This window comes from Bacillus sp. AC266 (assembly GCF_979253805.1).
Map to the genome: position 1 here is coordinate 212,921 of NZ_CEEDEC010000003.1, position 20,528 is coordinate 233,448.

The window sequence follows — 20,528 nt, forward strand, 5'->3', positions numbered from 1 at the left end:
TTCCTTACTTATCTATTCATAGTCTTCTTCATCATCGACTTCTTCATAATACGAACTCCCATTGCTTACATATATAGGACCGTTCGCAACATCAATACGTAGTACCCATGCCCATGGCACAGCTAAACGTTTATGTATTGCTCTCCAAAAGTTCATTGATTTTCTTTCGTACTCCTGGAACTCCTGAAGTAACTCTTTATAGGAGGAACCGTCTAACTGAATATTTGCTTCTAATAAACGAGAATGGGCATAGTACTGTAACTCTAGTTCAGCAGCAATCTCCATTTCTTCTTCCGTTGCCATACCTATAATTGCTCCATCTGCTGGTGCGATTTCATATACGTTGTGAACTTCAATAAGCCCTTCTTTCTCTTTCTCAAACATGTAAACAGCCTCCTTTAACCAATATTTTTTATGTTACAAAGTCATACTTCTACAATACCTTCTCCCTTTCCTCTTTTTTTGATAAACTTTTACAAATTATTTATCTGATAATCTGTAGACTGTATTCTTTCAGCAGAACTGAAACAATTATTATCAAAAGTTAATTTATACACATCAGGCATATGAAGGGTTTTCCAAAACTGAAAACCATATTTCGAATCAAAATAATTCATTAGTAATACCATAATATTCCCATGAGTACCTATTACAATATTCTTACCTTTATATTTTTTTAATATACTTTGCATACATAATACAGCACGCCTCTGCGCTACATCATTTGATTCCCCGCCTTCGTATGCAAAAGTCCAGTCTTCCCATACCTTCTGAATAGCATCGTTAAAATCTGTTACTGGCTCTTTACTTAATAACCTTTCCCGTAAATCTTCTTCCAGTTGTATTGATAAATTATATGTATTCGCAATTCCTTGCACGGTTTGAATCGCCCTTTTATACGGACTAGAGATCACAACATCAATATGTTCCTCTTTTAATAAATGTATTACATTATCTGCATCAATGTGTCCCTTGTCAGATAAGGGGCGTTCCCTTTCTTCCTTTGTATATGTAGAGTGAGCGTGGCGAACGAAATATATTGTAGTCATTTGTTCCTCTTCCTTTCTTTCTTAGTTTCAATCTATATTCAATGGAGTAAATAGGAGATCCTGTATCAGTAAAAGAAAAGGACGCTTTCAAATAAGCGCCCGTTGTTTACATAATAAAATTATTTCATTATAACTTTCTTCTGAATTCTTCATCTGTTATAGCATCTTGAATAAAATAATCTATATTATTTCTCAGCTTTTGATATGCAACTTGATCTTCTATATCGTTAAACATAATTACAACTTCTACCTTATTCCCTTTCTTATCTGTAGTATACAAACTTTTTGTCAATACGAATGCGGTAGAACCACCTTTTTGACCAGCATATTCCAACTTACTATTTTCAACTGTTCCTTTAAAAACATTATCAATTTCATCTTGCATTGATTTTGGAAAATAATTTCTACTATTTATCTTTTCCATTAAACTCAGATAATCTTTAGCATTTGCACTCACTAATCGATCTGACCAAATACGCTGGAATTCCATATCTATTTTTAATGGTATATCACGTTTCTTCCATTCACTTTCATCTTTCATCCATTCATGTATTTGTAACACGTGTTTATTATATTCATCATTAGACATGTTACGTATCATTTCTAACGATTGATTTTCTGGCTCATTAAGCTCTTTTTCTACATACCCTCTCATATATAGTGAAGCAGTATACGAAGAGAACTTGTCATGACTAGTAAGTTCTAACTCTTTTAAACTATCATTTACTCTTTCTATTCCAAGCTTATCTAACAAATATGTTGTATTCGCATTAGAACTATAATGAATCATCCCTTTAGCCACTTCTTCTAAAGCAATCTGTCCATTTTGCACTAACTCTCTCACTTTTGAATCTTCTAACCAGTCAGGATGCGCTCCACCATCAGTGTTTTTAACATAATATTTTTCTAAATCCTGCAATGAAATTTGTTCATCTCGACTTATTTTTCCTTCTGACACTTGCTTAGCAAATTCAACTGCTATTACGATTTTTGCCGTACTTGCTAATGGTAATTTTTTATTTTCATTTACAGATGTTACTACTTCACCGTTTTTTCTAATAAGTAATGAACACGTTTCATCACCTTTATGTTCTTTTATGTAGTTTAATACGTAATCAGGATCTTCTTTTGACAAATAGTACTTCATAATAACAAAGAAAGCTATAACAGCTACTACAATCACTCCTGCAACAATTCCTATAATCTTTAATATGTTCACAATATGCCCCCTCTATAAATTCCCTTCTATATAATAATTATAACGAATAAAAATACAAAATTATACAAAATAGAGTAACTCTTCCTAAAAAAAGAAAGAGTTACTCTATTTCACATGATGTTATTTGTCCATTTAACGTAACAACTATATTTGAGTCGTCACTTTCTTTAACTCTATTTAGTCGATTTGAGTTAGGAGGACCAATTACAACTGACTCCTTAATTGGCGAAAGGTCCTTTCCTAATTTTTCTGCACTTACACCGTATGCAGCTTGAAATACTTCTGGCGGTGTTAATCTAAGTATGTCTGATCCCTCTGCTGTTTCAAACTGATCGTTATTAAAGAACAAATGTAATTGTACTTCTTCTGTTACCGCTGTAATCCAATGCCACCATCCCATTGGAATAAAGACAGTTTGCCCCGCTTTCACATGATAATTTTGCAATTGATTCGTTTCGGGATTTAAAATGGATGTAACTACTTCTCCTGATACAACAACATCTAATTCCCACGCATTCGGATGCCAATGTGGTTCCCGCATATGCCCTTTCGTCATAAATAAATCAACAAACGCCCCTCCTATCATCGCAGGTAACTGCGTTGAGGTAACTTCATATGCAACGTTTTTCTCATCTCTTTTAAAAAAGACATTTTTTCTCGAATCAAAGAAAAGGTTTGGAGTTCCTGAGCTTTTCTTTAAATTTTTATTATCTGGAACATAACCTGAACTACTCATTTTATCCCTCTTTTCCACTCCGAACATTTCTACTTTCACACTGTATCGTATGGGGAAATTTTATAAATGTGCCTATTAACAACATAACAAAAAAACATGCCTTCATGATGAGAGCATGTTTTGTGATTTTTTTCACATTATTTAGTTAAAAAATAAACTTTTTACTTACCATGATGTAACATTAAATCACTAAGTTCTTCTTCAATATGATTTAATTTCGCAACTCCTTCTTTCCACTTATGAATATAACGCGATACCCCGACAATAAATAAAACAATAATTGTAGAAAGAATAATACCATATACGATTGTTACAGTACTCATAGTTACACTTCCTTATAATTAGTAATGTTGTTATTAGTTATATTTTTATTATAAACCTTTTTCTTTTAAAATACTTCGATTTCAACTTTTTGTAACAAAATTGATTTTTCTAATATTTCGTTCATAAAAATGGAATATTTTTCACAAATTATACAAAACTTCACCATATGTACTATTGCCACATGAGTTATATTGTTAAATAGGATAAAGTGAAATTTTAGTCAGTACGGGGTATCTATCCCACACTGATTATTAGCCCGCACCAACCAGGATTTTACGGACCGTTACTGTGGGATAAAGGGGATGAAATACTATGACGACTTGGTTTATTGTAATGTTAGTTGTATTTGGAGCATTTAAAATTATTGTTTCTAGCCTTCCTAACTCTGCTATTGAATCCATTATTAGCAAGTACGAAACACATCCACAACTTGAAGAAGAGAATGTGACTGTTACAATCAATGGAAATAACTTAGAAGGCGAAAAGAAATCCAAAATTATTCATGATTTTAATGAAGGATTATTTTTAGATCGCTATTATGCACCACCACACAATGAAGGCACTCCTTTAATTATCAATGCAAAACGTGGCAAAAAAGATTTTACATTTTATATTTATAGTCATGAAGAGCATGTTGATGTAGTAAAACAACATAAAAAGAAGGTAGTTGCTTATAGTTTACGCTCTAAAAACCTTCAAAATAATGATATGTTCGTGTCAGCTGATTTAGCTTAATACTCATATATTAGAAGAAGGAATCCATGGCACATGGATTCCTTCTTTCCTATTTACTGAAAAATAAGCTCTGTCTTCAAACTATCTTTCGGTAACAACCATCCTTTTTGTTCTAAACTCTTCATTAATAATTCTCTTTGTTTTGTTGCAATACTTTCCTCATTTGTTTTAAACGACACTTCTATTACGAAATCATCTTCTATTTTCCCTGTATTACTTAGTGGCCAAACTTCAATATTCGTTTTTATATTTTCAAACTCCCCTGTATACCGTTTCATTAATACAGGACCGTAAATACGAGAATTCTTGAGCATTTCTTCTCCCCAATTCGTATACAACCATTTGTTCATTTTCCCTGGCAACTTTTCTATTAACATGTTTTGAGCGGCTCGTTCGTTTGGTAAATCAAGTACTCCATATCCTTTAGCACTGTAACTTTTCTTATTTGAAATACTTAACGTTTTTTTCTCAAATCCCCAATCTATTTCCGCCTCATAATTATCAGTTTTACTATCAAATCCATCCTTTTTAGCCACTTCTAGTGCTTCTTGAATTACACCATTTTGAATAGGATATCTTTTTTTATATGTTAGCTCAAAATCTTTACTAAATTCTTTCTTTCGAATTCTCGCAAACCAACCTTCATTACTTAAATTTTTATTTGCCGTATCTAAAAATTGCACCTGTATTCTTTCATAATTTGTACCAGCCTGAAAATATTCTAGTACCTCTTGCTTCATCTCTTTGTTATAACCTAATACTTGTTCTGGCTTTAATAATAACTTCACTTCAAAACTGGGTTTCATTGGACTAGCAGCAAACCCTTCCTTAACATGATAAAGGAAACAACAAAAGAAAATACTTACGAATACAAATACCTTTTTCATATACCGATCTCCTTTACATTTTAAATTACTTCTATACGTTCCAGAGTAAGCGAATACACATTTTCATATCCTGCTGTGCTTAGCTTTTGTTGTAATCGATCCGTATCCTCTTTCAAAGCATGTACTAACACCGTATGTTCTGGTAATAGTGTATTTAACATTTCCTTAACGTCACTTATACTTTGATGAACTTTATATGGAACTCGCTTCACCCTACATTCTTTACCTACACGTTCCTTCAAAACTTTTTCTGCAAAACTTCCTTTAGCAATATGTCCAGTAAAGATAATGGAATTTCGTTCTTTATGCCGAAGTTGTTCATAATACAACTGTGCTCGTTTTGTTTGCATATTCGCATCACTCATTACAACTATTCCGTAACTATTTTGCATACAAATGTCCTTATCCATAACTATTATGTTTCTTTTTAAATCCTCCACAACCCGTTCAAGTTTTTTATTATTTTTTAACCAATCTTTATATACGAACATCTCTTCAAATCCAGCAAAAATTTCTTTATCTACTATAATTGGAAGTTCTTTATATCGTTCATATAAATACAATACTATATCTTGCGCCCTACCAAGTGAGGGCAGTGGTAGTAATGCTATTCCTTTATTGTGCGCAACTCGTTCAATTTCTGCACATAATTCGTCTACTCGTTCCTTTTGTGAAACATCATCAGTGTGATAAGCGGCATCTACAATTGCAATTTTTATATCGCTTCGCAAATCTTTAGGTAAATTAGCTCGTAGTATATTAGATTCTGCTGAATAATCACCAGAATAAAATACGTATGTATTACACATATCCACTAAAAACCAAACAGCTCCTAATACATGCCCACTATACCCCCATTGAAACCGCAACGTTGGTGTAATCTGTATCCATTCATTTGGATTACTAATCTCATCAATACATACATAATTTAAATCTTTAATATTTTGATCGTTATAAGGTAAATTCCACCCTTTTGAAAGATTGTAGTTTCCCCATTTTTCAAAATGAGCTGGAAATTGCTCCTTCGTATAACGAGTCGTCCAAATTTTTTTCTTATATCCATACTTCGTCAATAAAGGTAAACCCATCGTATGGTCTTCATGAATATGTGATAAAAATACTGCATCCAAAAATGGAACAACTTCTCTTTCTATTTTTGGATAACTATCCTCATATGATCGATTAATACCACAATCAAATACTATTTTTGTCTCTTTATTTTTTACAAAATAGCAGGAACGACCGTATTCTCCCGCTCCTCCCCATACTTCCATCCTCATCATGCTACCCCTTTTCGTTTTTGCTCCATATGTTGCAGAAGTAATAAGCACATTGTTGTAAGCCCAACAGAAACAACAGCCATTGCCATTCCTATAGATACTTCTCCTTGTTCAAATTGAGCAAAAATAAACGTTGCTGACGTTTCTACTGATGGAGGTAGTACGAGAAGCGATGCTACTAACTCTCTTATCGAAATCGTAAATGTCATCGCCCATCCAGCAAGAATTCCTGGAATAATAAGCGGCAATATTATTTTTCTAAAAATATAAATATAATTCCCAGAAAAAATACTTCCTGCCTGTACAAGAGAATCATCAATTTGTCCGAGCGATGCTTTTACATACTGCACCGTATAAGGTAAAAAGAGAACAACATACGTTACGATAACCATGACTGGTGTATTGTAAATTGACATAGGCATATAGGGTGAATTCCAAAATAAAATAAGCCCTACAACCATCACTATTCCTGGTACCATATTCGGTAACATGCCGCACATATCAAGCCATTTTTCAGAGGACTTTTTCCCCTTTCGAATCATAAGCGCCAAAAATACGCCAATAATTACAGCAACAATCGCCGTTACGAGTGAAAAAAGAAAACTGTTCCATAAAGCTTCTAATCCCGGAGAACCAATTGTAAATAATGCTTCATAATGACTTGTTGTAAAGTTATTAAAATGTAAGCCACCGCCTCTTAACTTCGACAAAGAAGCAATAAGTATAGAAAAGTATGGGATTCCAATTGCTACTATTAGTAAGCCAATTACATAAACCCATGCTATAACGCGCGCAAATATAGACAAAGTATACCTTTTAGATTTCACACCTTTTCCACTAACCATTGCATATGTATACTTTCGATTCAATACATTTTGCATATACCAAATGAGCATACACGCACTAAGTAATAAAGAAGATAGTGCTGTGGCACTGCCAAAATCAATCGGCCAACTAGAGATAAATTTATGAATCTCAGATGTTAACACATGGAATCCTATTCTACGTCCGAATGTAGCTGGTGTTCCAAATTCAGCAATCGTCTTTACGAAAATGAGTAAAGCACCCATTACATAACTTGATAACAATAACGGTAGTATTATTTTTCTTAAACGATAGAAAAAACTTCCACCATGAACTGCTGCCGCTTCTTCTTTACTACTCCCAATCTGAAGTAACGTGTTTTTCAACATGAAGTAAAGGAATGGGAATAAATGCAGACTCATAATTAAAACCATACCGCCTAAACTAAAAAACGATGATGAAATCGGCTTTAAAGCCGGAAAAAATTGTTCAAAATAACCGTTAGGTTGCATGAACAAAATCCATCCCATCGATCCGATATAGGGTGGGGTCATAAATGGGATCATAAAAACAATATCTAACTTACTATACTTTCCTACATCTGTTTTGCTCATAATGAACGCCAATGGAAACGCAAATATTGTAGCTCCTATTACAACGAGTACACCTAGAAGCATCGAATTCAGAAAAATTCCAGCTAATCCACCACTCTGCATGACTTCAAAAGGCTTTAAAAAATTCCAACTGCTATTTTCATATACACTAGAAAATAAAATGAGAAAAAGCGGAATGACGATTAACATCGCCACAAGTAACAACGCTACTGTCATTCCAACTTGTCTTACTGATACGAATCGATTTACCATGTAATCACCATCTTATTGAAATACTTTCTTAAATTGTTTTGCTATTTCATCTTGTTCTTTCTCAACTGTTTTCCAATCAATATTTAATACTGGAATCTCTTCTACATTCGGTCTATTTTCAGCTTTTATATCTTTTCTACCTGGCAACAAATACGCTTTAGAAACTTGTTTTTGCACATCATCTGATAATAAATAATCAATAAACTCTTTTGCACCTTCTACATTTTTACTATCCTTCATAATGCCTGCTGCACGTGGACTAATGACTGTTCCGCTTTTTGGATATACGATATCAACCGGTTCACCCTTTGCTTTTGCACTGTACGTCATATAGTCAACACCCGCAATTACCATATCTTTCGCACCTGTTACAACTGGGTCTAACGCTTCTTGGTTTGCCCCAGCTACTGTAACTTCATTTTTCTTAAGCTGTTCAAATAAATTCCATCCATCTTGTCCATTCTTTTTCACATATCCTGTTACAAAGTCTAAAGCTGAACCTGAAAGTGCTGGATCTGGAAGATTCACTTTCCCTTTCCATTCTCCTTTCGTTATATCGCTCCAATCTTCAGGTGCTGTCTTCACATTTTTTGTGTTATACACAATTCCTAATGCTGAAGCACTATATCCAAAATAATGTCCTTTATCATCCGACCATTCAGAACGAAGCTTATCAGCTTTTTTTGCTTCTTTATAAGCTAACGTTTGCCCATCTTTTTTTAATCCTTCCATCGCTGGTAAAGAAGCAAGTACGACAACGTCAACGACTGGATTTTTCTTTTCAGCCTCCATTCTTGCTAAAATCTTACCTGTTGTTCCTTGAAACATTTCTACTTTTATCCCTGTTTTCTTTTCAAAGTCCTTTTGAATTTTTTCTGCTAATCCTTTTGGTCCTGCACTATATACAACAATTTTCTTTTCATTAGCGTTTTTATTTTTTGCATCTACACTGCCTGTCTTTGAGCTACAACCTGTTACTACAGCAGAAAATAGTAAAGTACATACAAATAAAGACTTAAGCGAACTGAATTTCTTCATACGATTCTCCCCCTATATGATGAATACATTTTTTTGGTACATATAACGATACCGGTTTACCAATGCTTAGCTTACTATTGTGATAAGCTGTCCATACACCGAGTGTCCCCATGTTTACTTTCACTTCATAACGTTCTCCTACATATGTAACGTGCTGAACTTCACCTGTATACATTTCGCATAAGTCATTTTTTGTCCAGCTCACATGCTCTGGACGAATCATTTTTTTCCCCTCTACAAGCCAATTTGCCTTACCAACAAATTTTGCAACAAATTCATGAGACGGTTTCACATAAATGTCTTCTGGTGTTCCTTTTTGTAATACTTCACCCTGCTTCATGACAATAATTTGGTCTGACATTGACATAGCTTCTGTTTGATCATGTGTTACATACAATGCCGTTAAACCAATTGAATGAACGATGTCCATAAGTTCTAATCGCATTTCTTCTCGCAAAATTGCATCGAGTGCACTTAACGGTTCATCGAACAAAATAAAATGAGGTTTCGTTACAATTGCTCTAGCAAATGCGACACGTTGCTGCTGTCCACCTGAGAGTTCATGCGGATATCTTTTCTCCATACCTTGCAAACGAACTCGCTTTATCGCATCTTCTACCTTTTCTCTTAAGTGATTCGTTTGCTTTGTAGCCCTTAAACCAAATGCAACATTTTCAAATACAGTCATATGCGGCCATAAAGCAAAATCTTGAAATACCATGCCGATATTCCGCTCATGAGGAGATGTTTTTATCTTTTTAGCAGAAGAATACATGCACTTATCTCCAAAATATATTTCACCTTTATCCGGTTCCTCAAGCCCTGCAATCATTCTAAGTAAAGTCGTTTTCCCGCATCCTGAAGGTCCTAAAAGTGTGGTGAATTCCCCTTTTTTCATTACAATCTGTAACGGCTTTAACGCCTGTGTTTTCCCAAATGCCTTTTCTAATCCATGAATTTTAATATCCATCGTTTCACCTCTCTCCCCTCATTCTTAACCTGCTTTCATTCTATCTGGAAGTTTTATACTGAATGTTAATGTACTGTAAAGATTAAATTAAAAAATCTCTAATAAACTATTTATTTCTATAGATTTTTTCTATAGTTAGAAGAAAAAGGGGCCAACTTATCATGAATCTCTTAAAATTAGAAATTGTAGTGCTTATTAAGAAATACAAAAAGCTTACTATCGTTGCAGAAAAACTTGGTGTTAAACAACCTACTATTACGTTTCATATAAAAAGCTTAGAAGAGGAACTTGGTGTACCTTTATTTGAATTACGTTCTGGAAGGTATTTCTTAACAGAAGCTGGTGAGGCGTTGCATCATTATGCTTGTAAAATAGATGCACTTATGAAAGAAGCTAGGCGGGTCACACAAGAGTTTAAAGATTTTAATAAAGGCGCTATAACAATTGGTGCTAGTTATGTACCAGCGACTTATCTTTTACCAGAAGTTGTTCACCAATTTCAATGCGAATTTCCAAATATAAAAATAACACTCATAGTAAAAACAGCTCCTGAAATTCGAACGATGCTACAAAATCATGAAATTGATCTCGGGGTAATTTCTGCGGCACCGTTTGACGAACCACTTCTAAAACAAATGAATGTAATGCCTGATACACTTGTTCTTGCCTTTTCCAAAGAACATCATCTTTCTAAAAGAACAAATGTATCATTACAAGATATCGAAAAAGAACGTATATTATTGCATCGTAATCCATCTACAACGAGAGATTTACTTACACAATGGACGTTAGCACATAACATTACATTCCAATCAGAAATTGAACTAGATTCATTAGAAACGATGAAACAAATTTTAAAATATGGTAATGGGGTTGCCTTTATTTCAAAACTTGCTATTGAGCAAGAAGTACAACGAAATGAGCTATGCTATATACCGATCCCTGATTTTGAATTTCAGCGTAATATTTATACCATTCATCATGAGGACAGATGGAATTCTAAAATAATTTCTTTTTTACTACATAGCATTACTTCTTTTGCAGAAAAAAATTAAAAGGCTGTCGTTATACACGACAGCCTTTTAAACTATAACTCTATTTGTTTTTCTTATCCTCAATTTTCGCTTGTGCCTCTTCAGCCTTATCTAATGCTTCTGAAACTTTTTTCTCTTTTTCTTTTACATCATCTATACTATCAACAGCTTTAATTAATTTATCGATTCCTTCTTCATTTACCTTTTTTCGTTTCGCTACTCTTTCATTTACTTTCTCTTCCACATCTTTTGCTTTTTGAAGCATATTCTCTGCATTTGATGTCACAGCTTTTTCAAGTGCATCATCTTTTTTCTTTTGTAACACTTCATTTGCAATATCTTTCGTTTCTAAATACTTACCGTCTTTTAATGCTGTCGCACCACGATCTAGTAACTGAGCGACTTCTTTATATGCCTTTGCTTCATTCCCTGATTTCTCTTTTTCCGCTTTTTCAAACCACATAATCGCATCACTATATTTTTCATTTTTCAATGATTGCATACCTGTTTCAATATACGTGTCATAATTACTACATCCAGCCATTACGACTAACAGAAAAAGCATTACAAAACTTAATTTTCTCATGATGTTTTCTCCTTTTCTTTGCCTGCTTACTTTACTGTAACATACATGAAAAATAGTTTCAAAAACTAAAATACTAATATGGTCATTTTTATATTGTTAAAATTTTCTTTTAAACCGATACATCCACTTGTTTTTTCGCCATATGCTGCTTTACTCCAACTAATACAACTAACAATAATCCTCCACCTAATGTCATCATAACAATGCTAGTTGGCAACATATCTAATAATAATCCATATACAATCATTCCAAGCGGTGCGATTGCAGTAGAAATTGTTTCAAGTAGACCGAATACACGTCCTAAATAGTTTGGATCTGTCGTCTTTTGCATATGTACTTGCATCGGGATATTTACAACCATCATTGATATACCAGTTAAAATCATAAAAGTGATATAGTAAATAAAACTTGCTACTTTCGGAATGATAACTAACAACGGAAAGACTGTGCATAAACTCAAGCCCGCAAATAAAAACAGTCCAATATAAACAGAGCGAAACGGATTATTCACTTCTTTACGTACTGATAAAACAATTGCACCAATTAGCATCCCGACTGCTAACATTCCCTCTACAACACCGAGTTGCTTCGAGGATAAATGCAAATTTTTAATAATAATATATGGAAGCGAAACGAAAAGTGCACTCGCAAAAAAGTTTACCCCTACTGCAATTTTCATTAAACCATATATTTCATGCTGTCGTTTCACATATGAAAAACCTTCTTTTATACTCGTCAAGAAATGCTCTTTACTTTCGGCCAATTCTTTTTTATATAAATCAAATACGATGAATAATTGTACAATAACTGCTAAAAAGAATGTAATACTATTTAACAAGAAAAATGTTTTGATTGAAAAGAAACCAAATACAACTCCTCCAATAATCGGCGCTAAAATATTCGATAAAGATGATGCCGTCTGATTTAAAGCACTCGCTTTTTGAATACGCTCCTCATCTACTAAATTAGGAATAGACGAAGTTAATGAAACAGAATAAAAACTTGCACAAATTGATAATAATGCCGCTGATACATAAATAAACAGAAGTGATGGTCCAAATATAGTAGCAAGAATAAACATGATAAGCATTGTTAAGCTACTTAATAAATCAGTGCCAATTACAAGCCATCTTCGGTTCACACGGTCAGCTACAGCACCTGCAATTGGGCCACAGATCATTCTTGGTATTGATCCGCAAATAAGAGTAGTTGCAAACCCCATTCCTGAACCAGTTGTCTTTAATACGTATAATCCCATTGCAAACGTATAAATACCCGCCCCTAACAAGGACGTCATTTTTCCAATCATCATTAAAATAATATTTCTCGTTGCAATCTTCATTTTCCAATCATTTTGACCTATACTTACATCCCCCATTATGACACTCTCCCTTTAAAAGTTAAATTGTGTTAAACTTATTATATATAAAACTTTCCAATTTTTACAACGAAAAGTTTAATTATATTTAACTTTTTAATTATAAAGGAGCATATGATGGCTACTCTCGGCGAGAAAATTAAAACGTTACGAAAAGAAAAAAAGCTTACTCAAACTGAATTAGCAGGTTCAGAACTGACAAAAAGTATGTTAAGTCAAATTGAAAATGGAAAAGCTACACCTTCCATGAAAACATTACAATACATCGCTGAAAAACTTGGATGCGAAACGAGTTTTTTACTAGAAGAAGATGATGTAGAAATTGTAGAAATCATTCAACAAATGGAACAACTAATAAAGGCAAATAAATGTGATGAAGTATATGAGACTTTACTACCTATCGTTCAAAAAGAGCTACCTTCTACTTTAAATACCGCTCGTTTATATAAACAATTTGTAACAGCTGCAGCGATTATGAAAGATTACAACATTGAATATTACGTTGAAAAGGCTACTTCTATTTTTGAAAAATATACGTTATACCGGGACAGTACGGAAACAAAATTAAAATTATCCTTTACGATATTCACACGTAAAAAGTATGGTGAATGTTTACAACTTATAGCTAGTATTAGAAATGATTATGAGGAGAAACATTTAGAAATGGATCTCATTATACATATCGAGTTATGTTTATATGAAGCCATCATTTTACTAGCATGCGGCGATTATGAAACATGTGAAAAAACAATATTAGAGGCACTCGAGTTTTCAAAAAAGCATCAAGTATATTTTAAAACAGACGAATTTTATCGGATTTTATCTTACCAAAAAGTCATTACAGCTGATAAAGAACAATATTTATATTACATAAAAAAATCTGAGCAATTTGCCATTTTTACAGAAGATACTCTATCCATTGCGATTATTGATATTTTAAAAGCTTACTACTACAACACGATTACTAATGAATATACAATCGCATTAAAACATCTAGAACAATTTCGAGAGAAACTAAAAGATGAGCCACTTTTTCAAGACGACGGATTGTATTATCTTGAAAAAGGAAAAGCTTTATACGGATTGAAACGTTACGAGGAAGCTTTACAAGCATTGCAACGTGATATCATGCCGGATTATATGAACCATCCACTTGATCAAGCGTGGCTTACAACAGCAGGTGCATATCGTGCCCTTTGTTATGTAAAACTTAACGATAAAAAAAGGGCTCTGAAGGAAGCTACAGAAGCCGCTCAAAAGATACAATCCTACCCGGATTCCATCTTTTCTTCTTTTATTAAAGAAACATTACAAATAATACAAAAACTTTAAAAATGTCTCGAAATGGTATATTATTCCTCCTTTTTTGCAAAGATAATAATGATGGGAGGAATATAAATGAATATACAACGCGCAAAAGAGCTTTCCGAGTCATCTGAAGAAGCCAATGTCAGTTTTCAAGGCATGCCTGTTATGATTCAACACGTCGATGAAAGCAACGAAACCGCCCGCATATATGAAGTAACAAATCCAAAACGCGAATTAACGGTTCCAGTTAATAGCTTAGAGGAAATATAAAAAATGCCACTTCTTTTTTTTGAAGTGGCATTTTTCTTACTTTGTATCACTTAATTTGTATATTCCTTCTCACCCCTGTTTTTCAGCACCTGAACAAGAACAGAAGCTTCCTGCTTCTGTTCTTGTTATTACGTGCTACAATACAAACTATGAACTGAACATTCGTACCATATATGTTAAGGAGGAAAGATAATGGGAACTAATCCACAAAAAACTAGCCCTTATTACGCGGTTATATTCACTTCTAATCTATCGAATGATACAACAGACTATAGTACCGTTGCCGAAAAAATGGAGGAACTTGCGAAACAGCAACCTGGATTTTTAGGTGTCGAAAGTGCACGTGATAATTCGGGACTCGGAATTACAATTTCTTATTGGGAGTCACTTGAAGCAATTGAAAATTGGAAAAGGAACGCCTTACATAAAGAAGCGAAAAAAAGAGGCCGTGAGCAATGGTATGAAAATTTCCACCTGCGCATCTGCCTTGTTGAGAAAGAATATAAGTTTCAGAGAGGTACATTGTAACTATGAAGAAAAAACTAGCTCTCGTTGTTGTTCATGAAATATACGGTGTGAATGATCATATGCATCATGTTATAGATCACTTCACTACATCTATATTAGATGTATTCTGTCCTAACCTTCTACAATTACAAAATTCATTTCATTATAGTGATGAAGAAAAAGCATATCAATATTTTATGAATCATATTGGATTTGATTATGGGAAAGAACAAATTAATGAGGTAATTTCTACCCTTTCAAATGATTACACGCATATAGGACTTATCGGCTTTAGTGTTGGGGCTACCATCGCTTGGCTCTGTAGTAACAATCCAAAAATAGATTTTATCATTGGATGTTACGGTTCCCGTATACGTGACTATGTTCACATTAAACCTACATGTGCTACATTACTTATTTTCCCTAAACAAGAAGCTAGTTTTTCAGTATCCTCTTTAATCCAAACATTGCAGCAACAAAATAATCCTTTATTAGAAATAAATCAACTACACGGTGAACATGGATTTTTAAATCCGTACACTGAAAAATATAACGAGCACTCTACAAAGCAAGCATACAACCTAATAGATTCGTTTCTTACGCAAACAATATGATAAAGGAGTTTTATATGTCACTTACATTACTTTTACTCATATTCCTAATAATTCCCTTCATTTCAGCATTAGCTCTCATTTTTATGACGGTTAAAAAAGGAAATTTTCTAAACCGACCATACTTACAATCATTCATCGTATGTGCTCTATTTTTTACGAATTGGATATTATATTTAACAAATTTTTATTCATTACTACCTGAGAAAGTTAGTCGATTTATATTTCTACCTATTTGGTTTTTCCTTTGCGTTTTAGGCTTTATTGTTTTCGCACGCGAATGGAAGAACAATCGTATTTTTTCCATATCTATTGGTTTCCTTTCTTCTATTAGTTTTCTATTTGGATTATTGTTGTTAGTTCTTTCAGGAATGTAAAAATAAAAGGAAGAAAAGCCCAACATCAACTTTTCTTCCTTCTATTTTTACCTTTAGATTTTATTGTCATAGTTTCACAAGGTGTGTAATAAATTTGAGGTGTCGCCTTATCAACAAACATCATAAACGTAATAAAGCCGATAATAAAAAAAATAAACAACGTTAACAATATTGCTCCTATCGTTAAAAGTATCATAACACCACCCCTATATATTTCATGTTATTACACCTTTCGCTATTATATGAGCTGAATCCTTTTTAGAAAAATAAACGTAACAAAATAATTACAATGACTCCTGTTAATACTGTTCCTAATAAACTACGAGTATATATCGCTACGAAAAATGTAGGAATTGCCGCAATGATATAATCCCACTGCACTGTCTCATGCATAAATAATACTTGTGCTAAAAGTGCTGCTAATATCGCAATTGGTATGTAATTTAACCATTTTAAACCCCAGTCTGGAATTTGTAGTTTACTAAATACGAGAAGAGGTAAAATACGTGGTACGAGTGTGACAGCTCCGGCTGCTAGTAAAAGGAATAATACGTCCAATCTTACTTCCATTTTTCAATCACCACCCCGATTGTCGCAGCTAAAAGTGTTGCGATAATAACTGCTATACTATCTGGCATAAATAAGTGTGAAACGTATGCGATAATAATCGCTACAATTGCAACACTTAGATGAATGGCTAGTTTCGGTTTACTACTTATTAGCTGAAGTACAAATAATCCGATAAACATCGCTGGTAACGCATAATCCATTCCGTACGTATGAGGATCTGGTATCCACTCTCCAAAAAGCCCTCCGAGAACTGTAGCTAAAATCCAATTTAAATATGCTGTTACATTAAGTCCCAACATCCATTTCTCGCCTAAATAGCCTTTTTGTGCTGCTTGTTGCACTGCAACGCCGAAAGTTTCATCTGTAATTTGCGAACCAATTATTAAATTTTTAAAAAGAGGTATCTTGGTGAAGTAAGGTGCGAGTGCAGCACTCATTAATAAGTGACGTAAATTAACAAAGAACACAGTAAAAATAATTGCCGAGGCTGGGGCACCCGCTGCATACATACCCGCTAATATAAACTGAGCAGAACCTGCGTAAATTAATGTGGACATAAAAGCAATTTCTATGATCGAGAAACCTGCTGTTTTCGCAATAACACCAGCCGCTATACCGATGCTCAAATATCCAAATACAGTTGGTAAACAATCCTTTACACCTTGCTGAAATGAATCATCGCTCTGCAGTGTCATATGTGCTTGAGCTTTATTCACCATTATCTCCCTCCATTTCTTCCATAGTACGTTTTCCTGTTACGACATGAACTAAATCTATGTTTTCACGCCATAATGTATCTAATTTATCAGCTCCAAACTCCTTCGTAATCTCTTCCACCATAATGTCGTGTCGAACATATTCTGTAGCGACGAGAACTAAAGCTGGATCGTACGTTGTAACGGCCCATGAAGTGCTATCATTTGAAAAGTTAGCAATTAATACTTCTTCCCCATCACGCGCGATAACAGTTAAATGACCACCCATTCTCTTTTCAACGACGTGAGGTGTCATATAATTATGGTGAAATGTCGCTCCTATTTTTGTTTCTGGAGCACCAAATAAAATTGAAAAAATATGTACGCCTTCCGCTTCCTTTTGATGAATGAATGGCTCAATCTCTTGCACTTGATCTTCCCATACAGAAATCCATAACTCTTCTTTTGCTCTATTAATTATATTGCATATTTCTTTCAAAACACGATCATTTGAGCGAATATGCGAAATTACATCAATTTGTCGCTCTTGTTCTAAACAATTTAATTTTCGGTCTAAAAATTCAAAGGACTTTTCAAAATCTTTTCGCATTCGATCCATTAATTCCGTAGCTGGCACTGGTACATATTTCACTGGTTCAGAAGGAACGATATGCACCGCTCCTTTATCCATCAACTTGCCAAGTACTTCATAAATCATTGAACGGGGTACGCCTGTTTGTTTACTCACTTCATAACCTGTTACTGGATAATGTTTTAATAGTCCAATATACGCTTTACATTCGTACTGGGAAAAACCTAACTTTTGTAACTCCTTTATTATTTCATCCATCGGTAACCCCTCACAATTTATATAGCTCTAATTTCAAAACTACGATTTCACTTTCCATTAGTAGTTATTGCTATACCTACTAATATAAAAAAGAAGCCTCTACAAGTCAACTGATAATTCCGAATTTTTATTCGAAATAAAAAGCCTTCTTTTGAAAGGCTTTTTGTGCATAAGGAATTATTTCAACTGTAGAGCATTTGATATATTACCCTCCAAATGCTCACGTAAGGTTGAGCCTGTATACTCTTCTCTAAATACACCTGCTCTCACGAATAAAGGAATGACTTCACTAAAGAATAAATCCAATGATTTTGGAGGACCGCCTGGAATTGCAATAAATCCATCTAGTGCCCCTGCTTCAAATCTTTCCATAATTTGCTTACAAACATCTTGTGGTGTGCCAATAGCGACCCAATGAGCAGAACCAACAACTTCTGGTCGTTCTAGTATTTGCTCAACAGTTGGTTCATTTTTTATGATGAAATTCCGTAATAATTGGGCATGCGTTTTACTACGTACAGCTTGATTTCTACTTGGTAGCATATGTTCAGTAACCTTACTTTCTAATGGCATCCCTCTAACGTCTAATCCGAGAACCATTTCGAGTAAAGCGTACCTCTTCTCTTTTGTAAGGTGTTGATGAGCTTGCCTGTGCATTTCTAGTGCTTCTTCATATGAATCGCCAATAAAGAAATATAAACCAGGCAATACACGTATATCCTCTTGCTTTCGGCCATGCTTTTCTGCTCTTCTTCTTAAATCTTGGCGAAGTTCGATTCCTGATTCTACATCTGGCATCGCGGCGAAAATTGCATCCGCAACAGAAGCAGCGAAATTCCGGCCAAACTCTGAAGCACCCGCTTGAAATAAAGGCATTTCCCCAGAAATATGTTGCGGGATATTAAGTGGACCTTTCACCTCAAAATGCTCACCACGATGCTCAATTGGCTGTACCATCTCTCTAATTACATCTGCGTTGTCTTCTTTCAAAACTTCATAAGGATGACTCCTCCAAAGTTTTCTTACTAACTCTGTACATTCTGCCGCTTTCGCGTATCGTTCCTCAGATGGTGGCATCCCTGCCTCACCAAAGTTTTCAGCACCATCAATTGATGTGACAATGTTCCATCCTACTCGGCCGTTACTAATCCAATTTAAAGATTGTAGTTGCCTCGCTAGTATATATGGTGGATAAAATGATGTTGAAGCGGTCGTAACCACTCCAATCTTTTCTGTCGCATAAGCAATTGCAGTAAAAAGTAATGTTGGATCTAAAATTACATTCCCCTTATTACGTACAATTAAATCTGGATGTGCCACTAAATAATCCGCTTTAAAAACAAAATCTAACTTCGATTTTTCTGCCAGCTTCGCTAACTCTACTTGCTCATCAATTCCCGAATCAAACTCATTCTCTTGTTCTTTCTTTCTAGAAATCAAACATAGTCCAATGCAAAGCTGTTTTTTTGTAGACATATGTACACACCTTCCCCTTAGTTTTTAATTCACCTAGTTAAACAAGTGATGCGACCATCACATCTTGTATTTTTTATAACACATAAAATGATAATGATTATCAATATCATTTTATGATGTTACTGAAATAAATGCAATAACAAAAAAGACTCCCGCTAATGGGAGTCTTTTATCTCAATATTTCATTTGCTTCTTTTTCATAAATTTTATCAAACGAAGTCATAATACGTTGCGATGCTTGAATCATTTTTTGACTCGACATAAGATCTGCCATCTCTTTCGTCATATCCACATTTGAATTTTCTAGCATATGATTTTTTACTATTCCTGTTCCGTTCGGTAAATCAGCGAGGTTACCTTCTGCTAGTGTAAAACTTTTATTTTCTCGTTGCACAAGGCGAGCATTCGTTTCTGCATCTACTGTTTTCGTTTGCAAGCGGCCAATATTATTTTGTGTTACTTCATCGTATAATGTACCGTCTGCTTGTACAGCTATCTTTGCTCCTTCTGGAATACGAATACGTTCATTATTCTCACCCATTACGAAAGCACCAGATGCTGTTTGTAAATAACGATCACTGTTTAATGTAAAACTACCGTCTCTCGTTAAAAATGTTTCATCATTTTTAGATGTAACGAAAAATGATGATGTGCCAGCCGCACCGTCGTCTAAAAAGAAATCTGTAGCACTATTTGTCATTTGTACATTTCCTTGTACTAAGTTCACATGCGTCGCAGCTGGTACGACAGCGTAATCGACCGAGCCGATATTTGTCGCCGATCCGTCTCCACGGCGATATGTGTCTTGCACATCAAATACTTTAGACGTCATGTTTTCTGCTTTAAATCCTGTCGTTTGGGCATTTGCGACGTTATTCGAATGAACATTAATATGCTGCATGTAATTCATCATACCCATAGAACCTATATAAAGACCGTTCATACTCATTTGAATAAG

At 34.3% G+C, this 20,528-nt stretch carries 26 protein-coding genes; 7 read left to right on the plus strand and 19 right to left on the minus strand.

Annotated elements, in window-relative coordinates; all coding sequences use genetic code 11:
- Nucleotides 1-12: 12 nt before the first annotated feature.
- The 6 genes from AC0IXC_RS14245 to AC0IXC_RS14270 all read right to left on the minus strand — a co-directional run bounded on the left by AC0IXC_RS14245 (nucleotide 13) and on the right by AC0IXC_RS14270 (nucleotide 3,509).
- Nucleotides 13-384, minus strand: coding sequence for a hypothetical protein (locus AC0IXC_RS14245; RefSeq protein ID WP_000461762.1), 372 nt, complete (start codon nucleotides 382-384; stop codon nucleotides 13-15).
- An 89-nt stretch (nucleotides 385-473) separates the two neighbouring features.
- Nucleotides 474-1,049: a histidine phosphatase family protein gene (locus tag AC0IXC_RS14250; RefSeq protein ID WP_215591110.1), complete on the minus strand. Its 576-nt coding sequence runs from the start codon at nucleotides 1,047-1,049 to the stop codon at nucleotides 474-476.
- A 127-nt stretch (nucleotides 1,050-1,176) separates the two neighbouring features.
- Nucleotides 1,177-2,268 (minus strand): serine hydrolase, encoded by a 1,092-nt coding sequence (locus AC0IXC_RS14255; RefSeq protein ID WP_002086414.1) that lies wholly within the window; start codon nucleotides 2,266-2,268, stop codon nucleotides 1,177-1,179.
- Nucleotides 2,269-2,368: 100 nt separating this feature from the next.
- Nucleotides 2,369-3,004, minus strand: a complete 636-nt coding sequence (locus AC0IXC_RS14260; RefSeq protein ID WP_471652982.1) for a cupin domain-containing protein — start codon at nucleotides 3,002-3,004, stop codon at nucleotides 2,369-2,371.
- A 161-nt stretch (nucleotides 3,005-3,165) separates the two neighbouring features.
- Nucleotides 3,166-3,327: a hypothetical protein gene (locus AC0IXC_RS14265; protein WP_000109008.1), complete on the minus strand. Its 162-nt coding sequence runs from the start codon at nucleotides 3,325-3,327 to the stop codon at nucleotides 3,166-3,168.
- Nucleotides 3,328-3,392: 65 nt separating this feature from the next.
- Nucleotides 3,393-3,509: a hypothetical protein gene (locus tag AC0IXC_RS14270; RefSeq protein ID WP_002031004.1), complete on the minus strand. Its 117-nt coding sequence runs from the start codon at nucleotides 3,507-3,509 to the stop codon at nucleotides 3,393-3,395.
- 131 nt (nucleotides 3,510-3,640) lie between these two features.
- On the opposite strand from AC0IXC_RS14270, the gene AC0IXC_RS14275 reads away from it, so the two are divergent.
- Nucleotides 3,641-4,063 carry a YfmQ family protein gene (locus tag AC0IXC_RS14275; RefSeq protein WP_002011948.1) on the plus strand — a complete coding sequence of 141 codons (423 nt, stop codon included), beginning with the start codon at nucleotides 3,641-3,643 and terminating at the stop codon, nucleotides 4,061-4,063.
- A 53-nt stretch (nucleotides 4,064-4,116) separates the two neighbouring features.
- On the opposite strand, the gene AC0IXC_RS14280 is transcribed toward AC0IXC_RS14275, so the two are convergent.
- Genes AC0IXC_RS14280 through AC0IXC_RS14300 form a run of 5 tightly spaced genes read right to left on the minus strand, consistent with a single transcriptional unit; the run spans nucleotide 4,117 to nucleotide 9,908 of the window.
- On the minus strand, nucleotides 4,117-4,950 hold the full coding sequence (locus tag AC0IXC_RS14280) for a hypothetical protein (protein ID WP_471652983.1): 834 nt from the start codon (nucleotides 4,948-4,950) through the stop codon (nucleotides 4,117-4,119).
- Between the two features lie 20 nt (nucleotides 4,951-4,970).
- Nucleotides 4,971-6,233, minus strand: coding sequence for an MBL fold metallo-hydrolase (locus AC0IXC_RS14285; RefSeq protein ID WP_471652984.1), 1,263 nt, complete (start codon nucleotides 6,231-6,233; stop codon nucleotides 4,971-4,973).
- A complete protein-coding gene (locus tag AC0IXC_RS14290; RefSeq protein ID WP_002031009.1) occupies nucleotides 6,230-7,900 on the minus strand; it encodes an ABC transporter permease in 1,671 nt (556 codons plus the stop codon). The genes AC0IXC_RS14285 and AC0IXC_RS14290 overlap by 4 nt, the downstream gene beginning before the upstream one ends.
- A gap of 12 nt (nucleotides 7,901-7,912) precedes the next feature.
- A complete protein-coding gene (locus tag AC0IXC_RS14295) occupies nucleotides 7,913-8,938 on the minus strand; it encodes an ABC transporter substrate-binding protein (protein WP_471652985.1) in 1,026 nt (341 codons plus the stop codon).
- Nucleotides 8,916-9,908 carry an ABC transporter ATP-binding protein gene (locus AC0IXC_RS14300; protein ID WP_063217879.1) on the minus strand — a complete coding sequence of 331 codons (993 nt, stop codon included), beginning with the start codon at nucleotides 9,906-9,908 and terminating at the stop codon, nucleotides 8,916-8,918. The genes AC0IXC_RS14295 and AC0IXC_RS14300 overlap by 23 nt, the downstream gene beginning before the upstream one ends.
- 161 nt (nucleotides 9,909-10,069) lie before the next feature.
- Between AC0IXC_RS14300 and AC0IXC_RS14305 the strand changes: the two genes are divergently transcribed.
- Entirely contained in the window at nucleotides 10,070-10,963 is an 894-nt protein-coding gene (locus AC0IXC_RS14305) for a LysR family transcriptional regulator (protein WP_002126660.1), read from the plus strand.
- 40 nt (nucleotides 10,964-11,003) lie between these two features.
- Here AC0IXC_RS14305 and AC0IXC_RS14310 read toward each other — a convergent pair whose 3' ends face one another.
- Together AC0IXC_RS14310 and AC0IXC_RS14315 are read right to left on the minus strand one after the other, a co-directional pair.
- A complete protein-coding gene (locus AC0IXC_RS14310) occupies nucleotides 11,004-11,528 on the minus strand; it encodes an outer membrane protein assembly factor BamD (RefSeq protein ID WP_061688915.1) in 525 nt (174 codons plus the stop codon).
- 109 nt (nucleotides 11,529-11,637) lie between these two features.
- Nucleotides 11,638-12,906, minus strand: a complete 1,269-nt coding sequence (locus AC0IXC_RS14315; protein ID WP_002031019.1) for an MFS transporter — start codon at nucleotides 12,904-12,906, stop codon at nucleotides 11,638-11,640.
- 117 nt (nucleotides 12,907-13,023) lie between these two features.
- Here AC0IXC_RS14315 and AC0IXC_RS14320 point away from each other — a divergent pair, with 117 nt between their 5' ends.
- The 5 genes from AC0IXC_RS14320 (at nucleotide 13,024) to AC0IXC_RS14340 (ending at nucleotide 15,979) form a co-directional block, all read left to right on the plus strand.
- Nucleotides 13,024-14,238, plus strand: a complete 1,215-nt coding sequence (locus AC0IXC_RS14320) for a helix-turn-helix domain-containing protein (protein WP_002126655.1) — start codon at nucleotides 13,024-13,026, stop codon at nucleotides 14,236-14,238.
- Between the two features lie 66 nt (nucleotides 14,239-14,304).
- On the plus strand, nucleotides 14,305-14,484 hold the full coding sequence (locus AC0IXC_RS14325) for an H-type small acid-soluble spore protein (protein ID WP_001025736.1): 180 nt from the start codon (nucleotides 14,305-14,307) through the stop codon (nucleotides 14,482-14,484).
- 192 nt (nucleotides 14,485-14,676) lie between these two features.
- Nucleotides 14,677-15,012, plus strand: coding sequence for an antibiotic biosynthesis monooxygenase family protein (locus tag AC0IXC_RS14330; RefSeq protein WP_002126653.1), 336 nt, complete (start codon nucleotides 14,677-14,679; stop codon nucleotides 15,010-15,012).
- Between the two features lie 2 nt (nucleotides 15,013-15,014).
- The gene (locus AC0IXC_RS14335) at nucleotides 15,015-15,605 is read left to right on the plus strand and encodes a dienelactone hydrolase family protein (RefSeq protein ID WP_002168711.1); all 591 of its coding nucleotides are present in this window, start codon (nucleotides 15,015-15,017) and stop codon (nucleotides 15,603-15,605) included.
- 14 nt (nucleotides 15,606-15,619) lie between these two features.
- A complete protein-coding gene (locus tag AC0IXC_RS14340) occupies nucleotides 15,620-15,979 on the plus strand; it encodes a hypothetical protein (RefSeq protein WP_002126648.1) in 360 nt (119 codons plus the stop codon).
- A gap of 25 nt (nucleotides 15,980-16,004) precedes the next feature.
- Here AC0IXC_RS14340 and AC0IXC_RS14345 read toward each other — a convergent pair whose 3' ends face one another.
- From AC0IXC_RS14345 to AC0IXC_RS14370, 6 genes are all read right to left on the minus strand, one after another.
- Nucleotides 16,005-16,175, minus strand: a complete 171-nt coding sequence (locus AC0IXC_RS14345; protein ID WP_002011981.1) for a DUF3951 domain-containing protein — start codon at nucleotides 16,173-16,175, stop codon at nucleotides 16,005-16,007.
- 62 nt (nucleotides 16,176-16,237) lie between these two features.
- Nucleotides 16,238-16,549 carry an AzlD domain-containing protein gene (locus tag AC0IXC_RS14350; RefSeq protein WP_002086437.1) on the minus strand — a complete coding sequence of 104 codons (312 nt, stop codon included), beginning with the start codon at nucleotides 16,547-16,549 and terminating at the stop codon, nucleotides 16,238-16,240.
- Nucleotides 16,540-17,268: an AzlC family ABC transporter permease gene (locus AC0IXC_RS14355; RefSeq protein ID WP_002186218.1), complete on the minus strand. Its 729-nt coding sequence runs from the start codon at nucleotides 17,266-17,268 to the stop codon at nucleotides 16,540-16,542. Before AC0IXC_RS14355 ends, AC0IXC_RS14350 begins: the two co-directional genes overlap by 10 nt.
- Complete coding sequence (locus AC0IXC_RS14360) at nucleotides 17,258-18,094, minus strand: TrmB family transcriptional regulator (RefSeq protein WP_078204406.1); 837 nt, start codon at nucleotides 18,092-18,094, stop codon at nucleotides 17,258-17,260. The genes AC0IXC_RS14355 and AC0IXC_RS14360 overlap by 11 nt, the downstream gene beginning before the upstream one ends.
- A 177-nt stretch (nucleotides 18,095-18,271) precedes the next feature.
- Nucleotides 18,272-19,570, minus strand: coding sequence for an NtaA/DmoA family FMN-dependent monooxygenase (locus tag AC0IXC_RS14365; protein WP_471652986.1), 1,299 nt, complete (start codon nucleotides 19,568-19,570; stop codon nucleotides 18,272-18,274).
- Between the two features lie 169 nt (nucleotides 19,571-19,739).
- The gene (locus tag AC0IXC_RS14370) at nucleotides 19,740-20,513 is read right to left on the minus strand and encodes a flagellar basal-body rod protein FlgG (protein ID WP_033716436.1); all 774 of its coding nucleotides are present in this window, start codon (nucleotides 20,511-20,513) and stop codon (nucleotides 19,740-19,742) included.
- Nucleotides 20,514-20,528 lie beyond the last annotated feature (15 nt).

Bases quoted from the DNA above. Each gene is read 5' to 3' on its own strand.
- AC0IXC_RS14245 (WP_000461762.1), bottom strand. From the start codon at position 384: ATGTTTGAGAAAGAGAAAGAAGGGCTTATTGAAGTTCACAACGTATAT.
- AC0IXC_RS14250 (WP_215591110.1), bottom strand. From the start codon at position 1,049: ATGACTACAATATATTTCGTTCGCCACGCTCACTCTACATATACAAAG.
- AC0IXC_RS14260 (WP_471652982.1), bottom strand. From the start codon at position 3,004: ATGAGTAGTTCAGGTTATGTTCCAGATAATAAAAATTTAAAGAAAAGC.
- AC0IXC_RS14265 (WP_000109008.1), bottom strand. From the start codon at position 3,327: ATGAGTACTGTAACAATCGTATATGGTATTATTCTTTCTACAATTATT.
- AC0IXC_RS14275 (WP_002011948.1), top strand. From the start codon at position 3,641: ATGACGACTTGGTTTATTGTAATGTTAGTTGTATTTGGAGCATTTAAA.
- AC0IXC_RS14280 (WP_471652983.1), bottom strand. From the start codon at position 4,950: ATGAAAAAGGTATTTGTATTCGTAAGTATTTTCTTTTGTTGTTTCCTT.
- AC0IXC_RS14285 (WP_471652984.1), bottom strand. From the start codon at position 6,233: ATGATGAGGATGGAAGTATGGGGAGGAGCGGGAGAATACGGTCGTTCC.
- AC0IXC_RS14290 (WP_002031009.1), bottom strand. From the start codon at position 7,900: ATGGTAAATCGATTCGTATCAGTAAGACAAGTTGGAATGACAGTAGCG.
- AC0IXC_RS14295 (WP_471652985.1), bottom strand. From the start codon at position 8,938: ATGAAGAAATTCAGTTCGCTTAAGTCTTTATTTGTATGTACTTTACTA.
- AC0IXC_RS14300 (WP_063217879.1), bottom strand. From the start codon at position 9,908: ATGGATATTAAAATTCATGGATTAGAAAAGGCATTTGGGAAAACACAG.
- AC0IXC_RS14305 (WP_002126660.1), top strand. From the start codon at position 10,070: ATGAATCTCTTAAAATTAGAAATTGTAGTGCTTATTAAGAAATACAAA.
- AC0IXC_RS14310 (WP_061688915.1), bottom strand. From the start codon at position 11,528: ATGAGAAAATTAAGTTTTGTAATGCTTTTTCTGTTAGTCGTAATGGCT.
- AC0IXC_RS14315 (WP_002031019.1), bottom strand. From the start codon at position 12,906: ATGGGGGATGTAAGTATAGGTCAAAATGATTGGAAAATGAAGATTGCA.
- AC0IXC_RS14320 (WP_002126655.1), top strand. From the start codon at position 13,024: ATGGCTACTCTCGGCGAGAAAATTAAAACGTTACGAAAAGAAAAAAAG.
- AC0IXC_RS14325 (WP_001025736.1), top strand. From the start codon at position 14,305: ATGAATATACAACGCGCAAAAGAGCTTTCCGAGTCATCTGAAGAAGCC.
- AC0IXC_RS14330 (WP_002126653.1), top strand. From the start codon at position 14,677: ATGGGAACTAATCCACAAAAAACTAGCCCTTATTACGCGGTTATATTC.
- AC0IXC_RS14335 (WP_002168711.1), top strand. From the start codon at position 15,015: ATGAAGAAAAAACTAGCTCTCGTTGTTGTTCATGAAATATACGGTGTG.
- AC0IXC_RS14340 (WP_002126648.1), top strand. From the start codon at position 15,620: ATGTCACTTACATTACTTTTACTCATATTCCTAATAATTCCCTTCATT.
- AC0IXC_RS14345 (WP_002011981.1), bottom strand. From the start codon at position 16,175: ATGATACTTTTAACGATAGGAGCAATATTGTTAACGTTGTTTATTTTT.
- AC0IXC_RS14350 (WP_002086437.1), bottom strand. From the start codon at position 16,549: ATGGAAGTAAGATTGGACGTATTATTCCTTTTACTAGCAGCCGGAGCT.
- AC0IXC_RS14355 (WP_002186218.1), bottom strand. From the start codon at position 17,268: ATGGTGAATAAAGCTCAAGCACATATGACACTGCAGAGCGATGATTCA.
- AC0IXC_RS14360 (WP_078204406.1), bottom strand. From the start codon at position 18,094: ATGGATGAAATAATAAAGGAGTTACAAAAGTTAGGTTTTTCCCAGTAC.
- AC0IXC_RS14365 (WP_471652986.1), bottom strand. From the start codon at position 19,570: ATGTCTACAAAAAAACAGCTTTGCATTGGACTATGTTTGATTTCTAGA.
- AC0IXC_RS14370 (WP_033716436.1), bottom strand. From the start codon at position 20,513: ATGAACGGTCTTTATATAGGTTCTATGGGTATGATGAATTACATGCAG.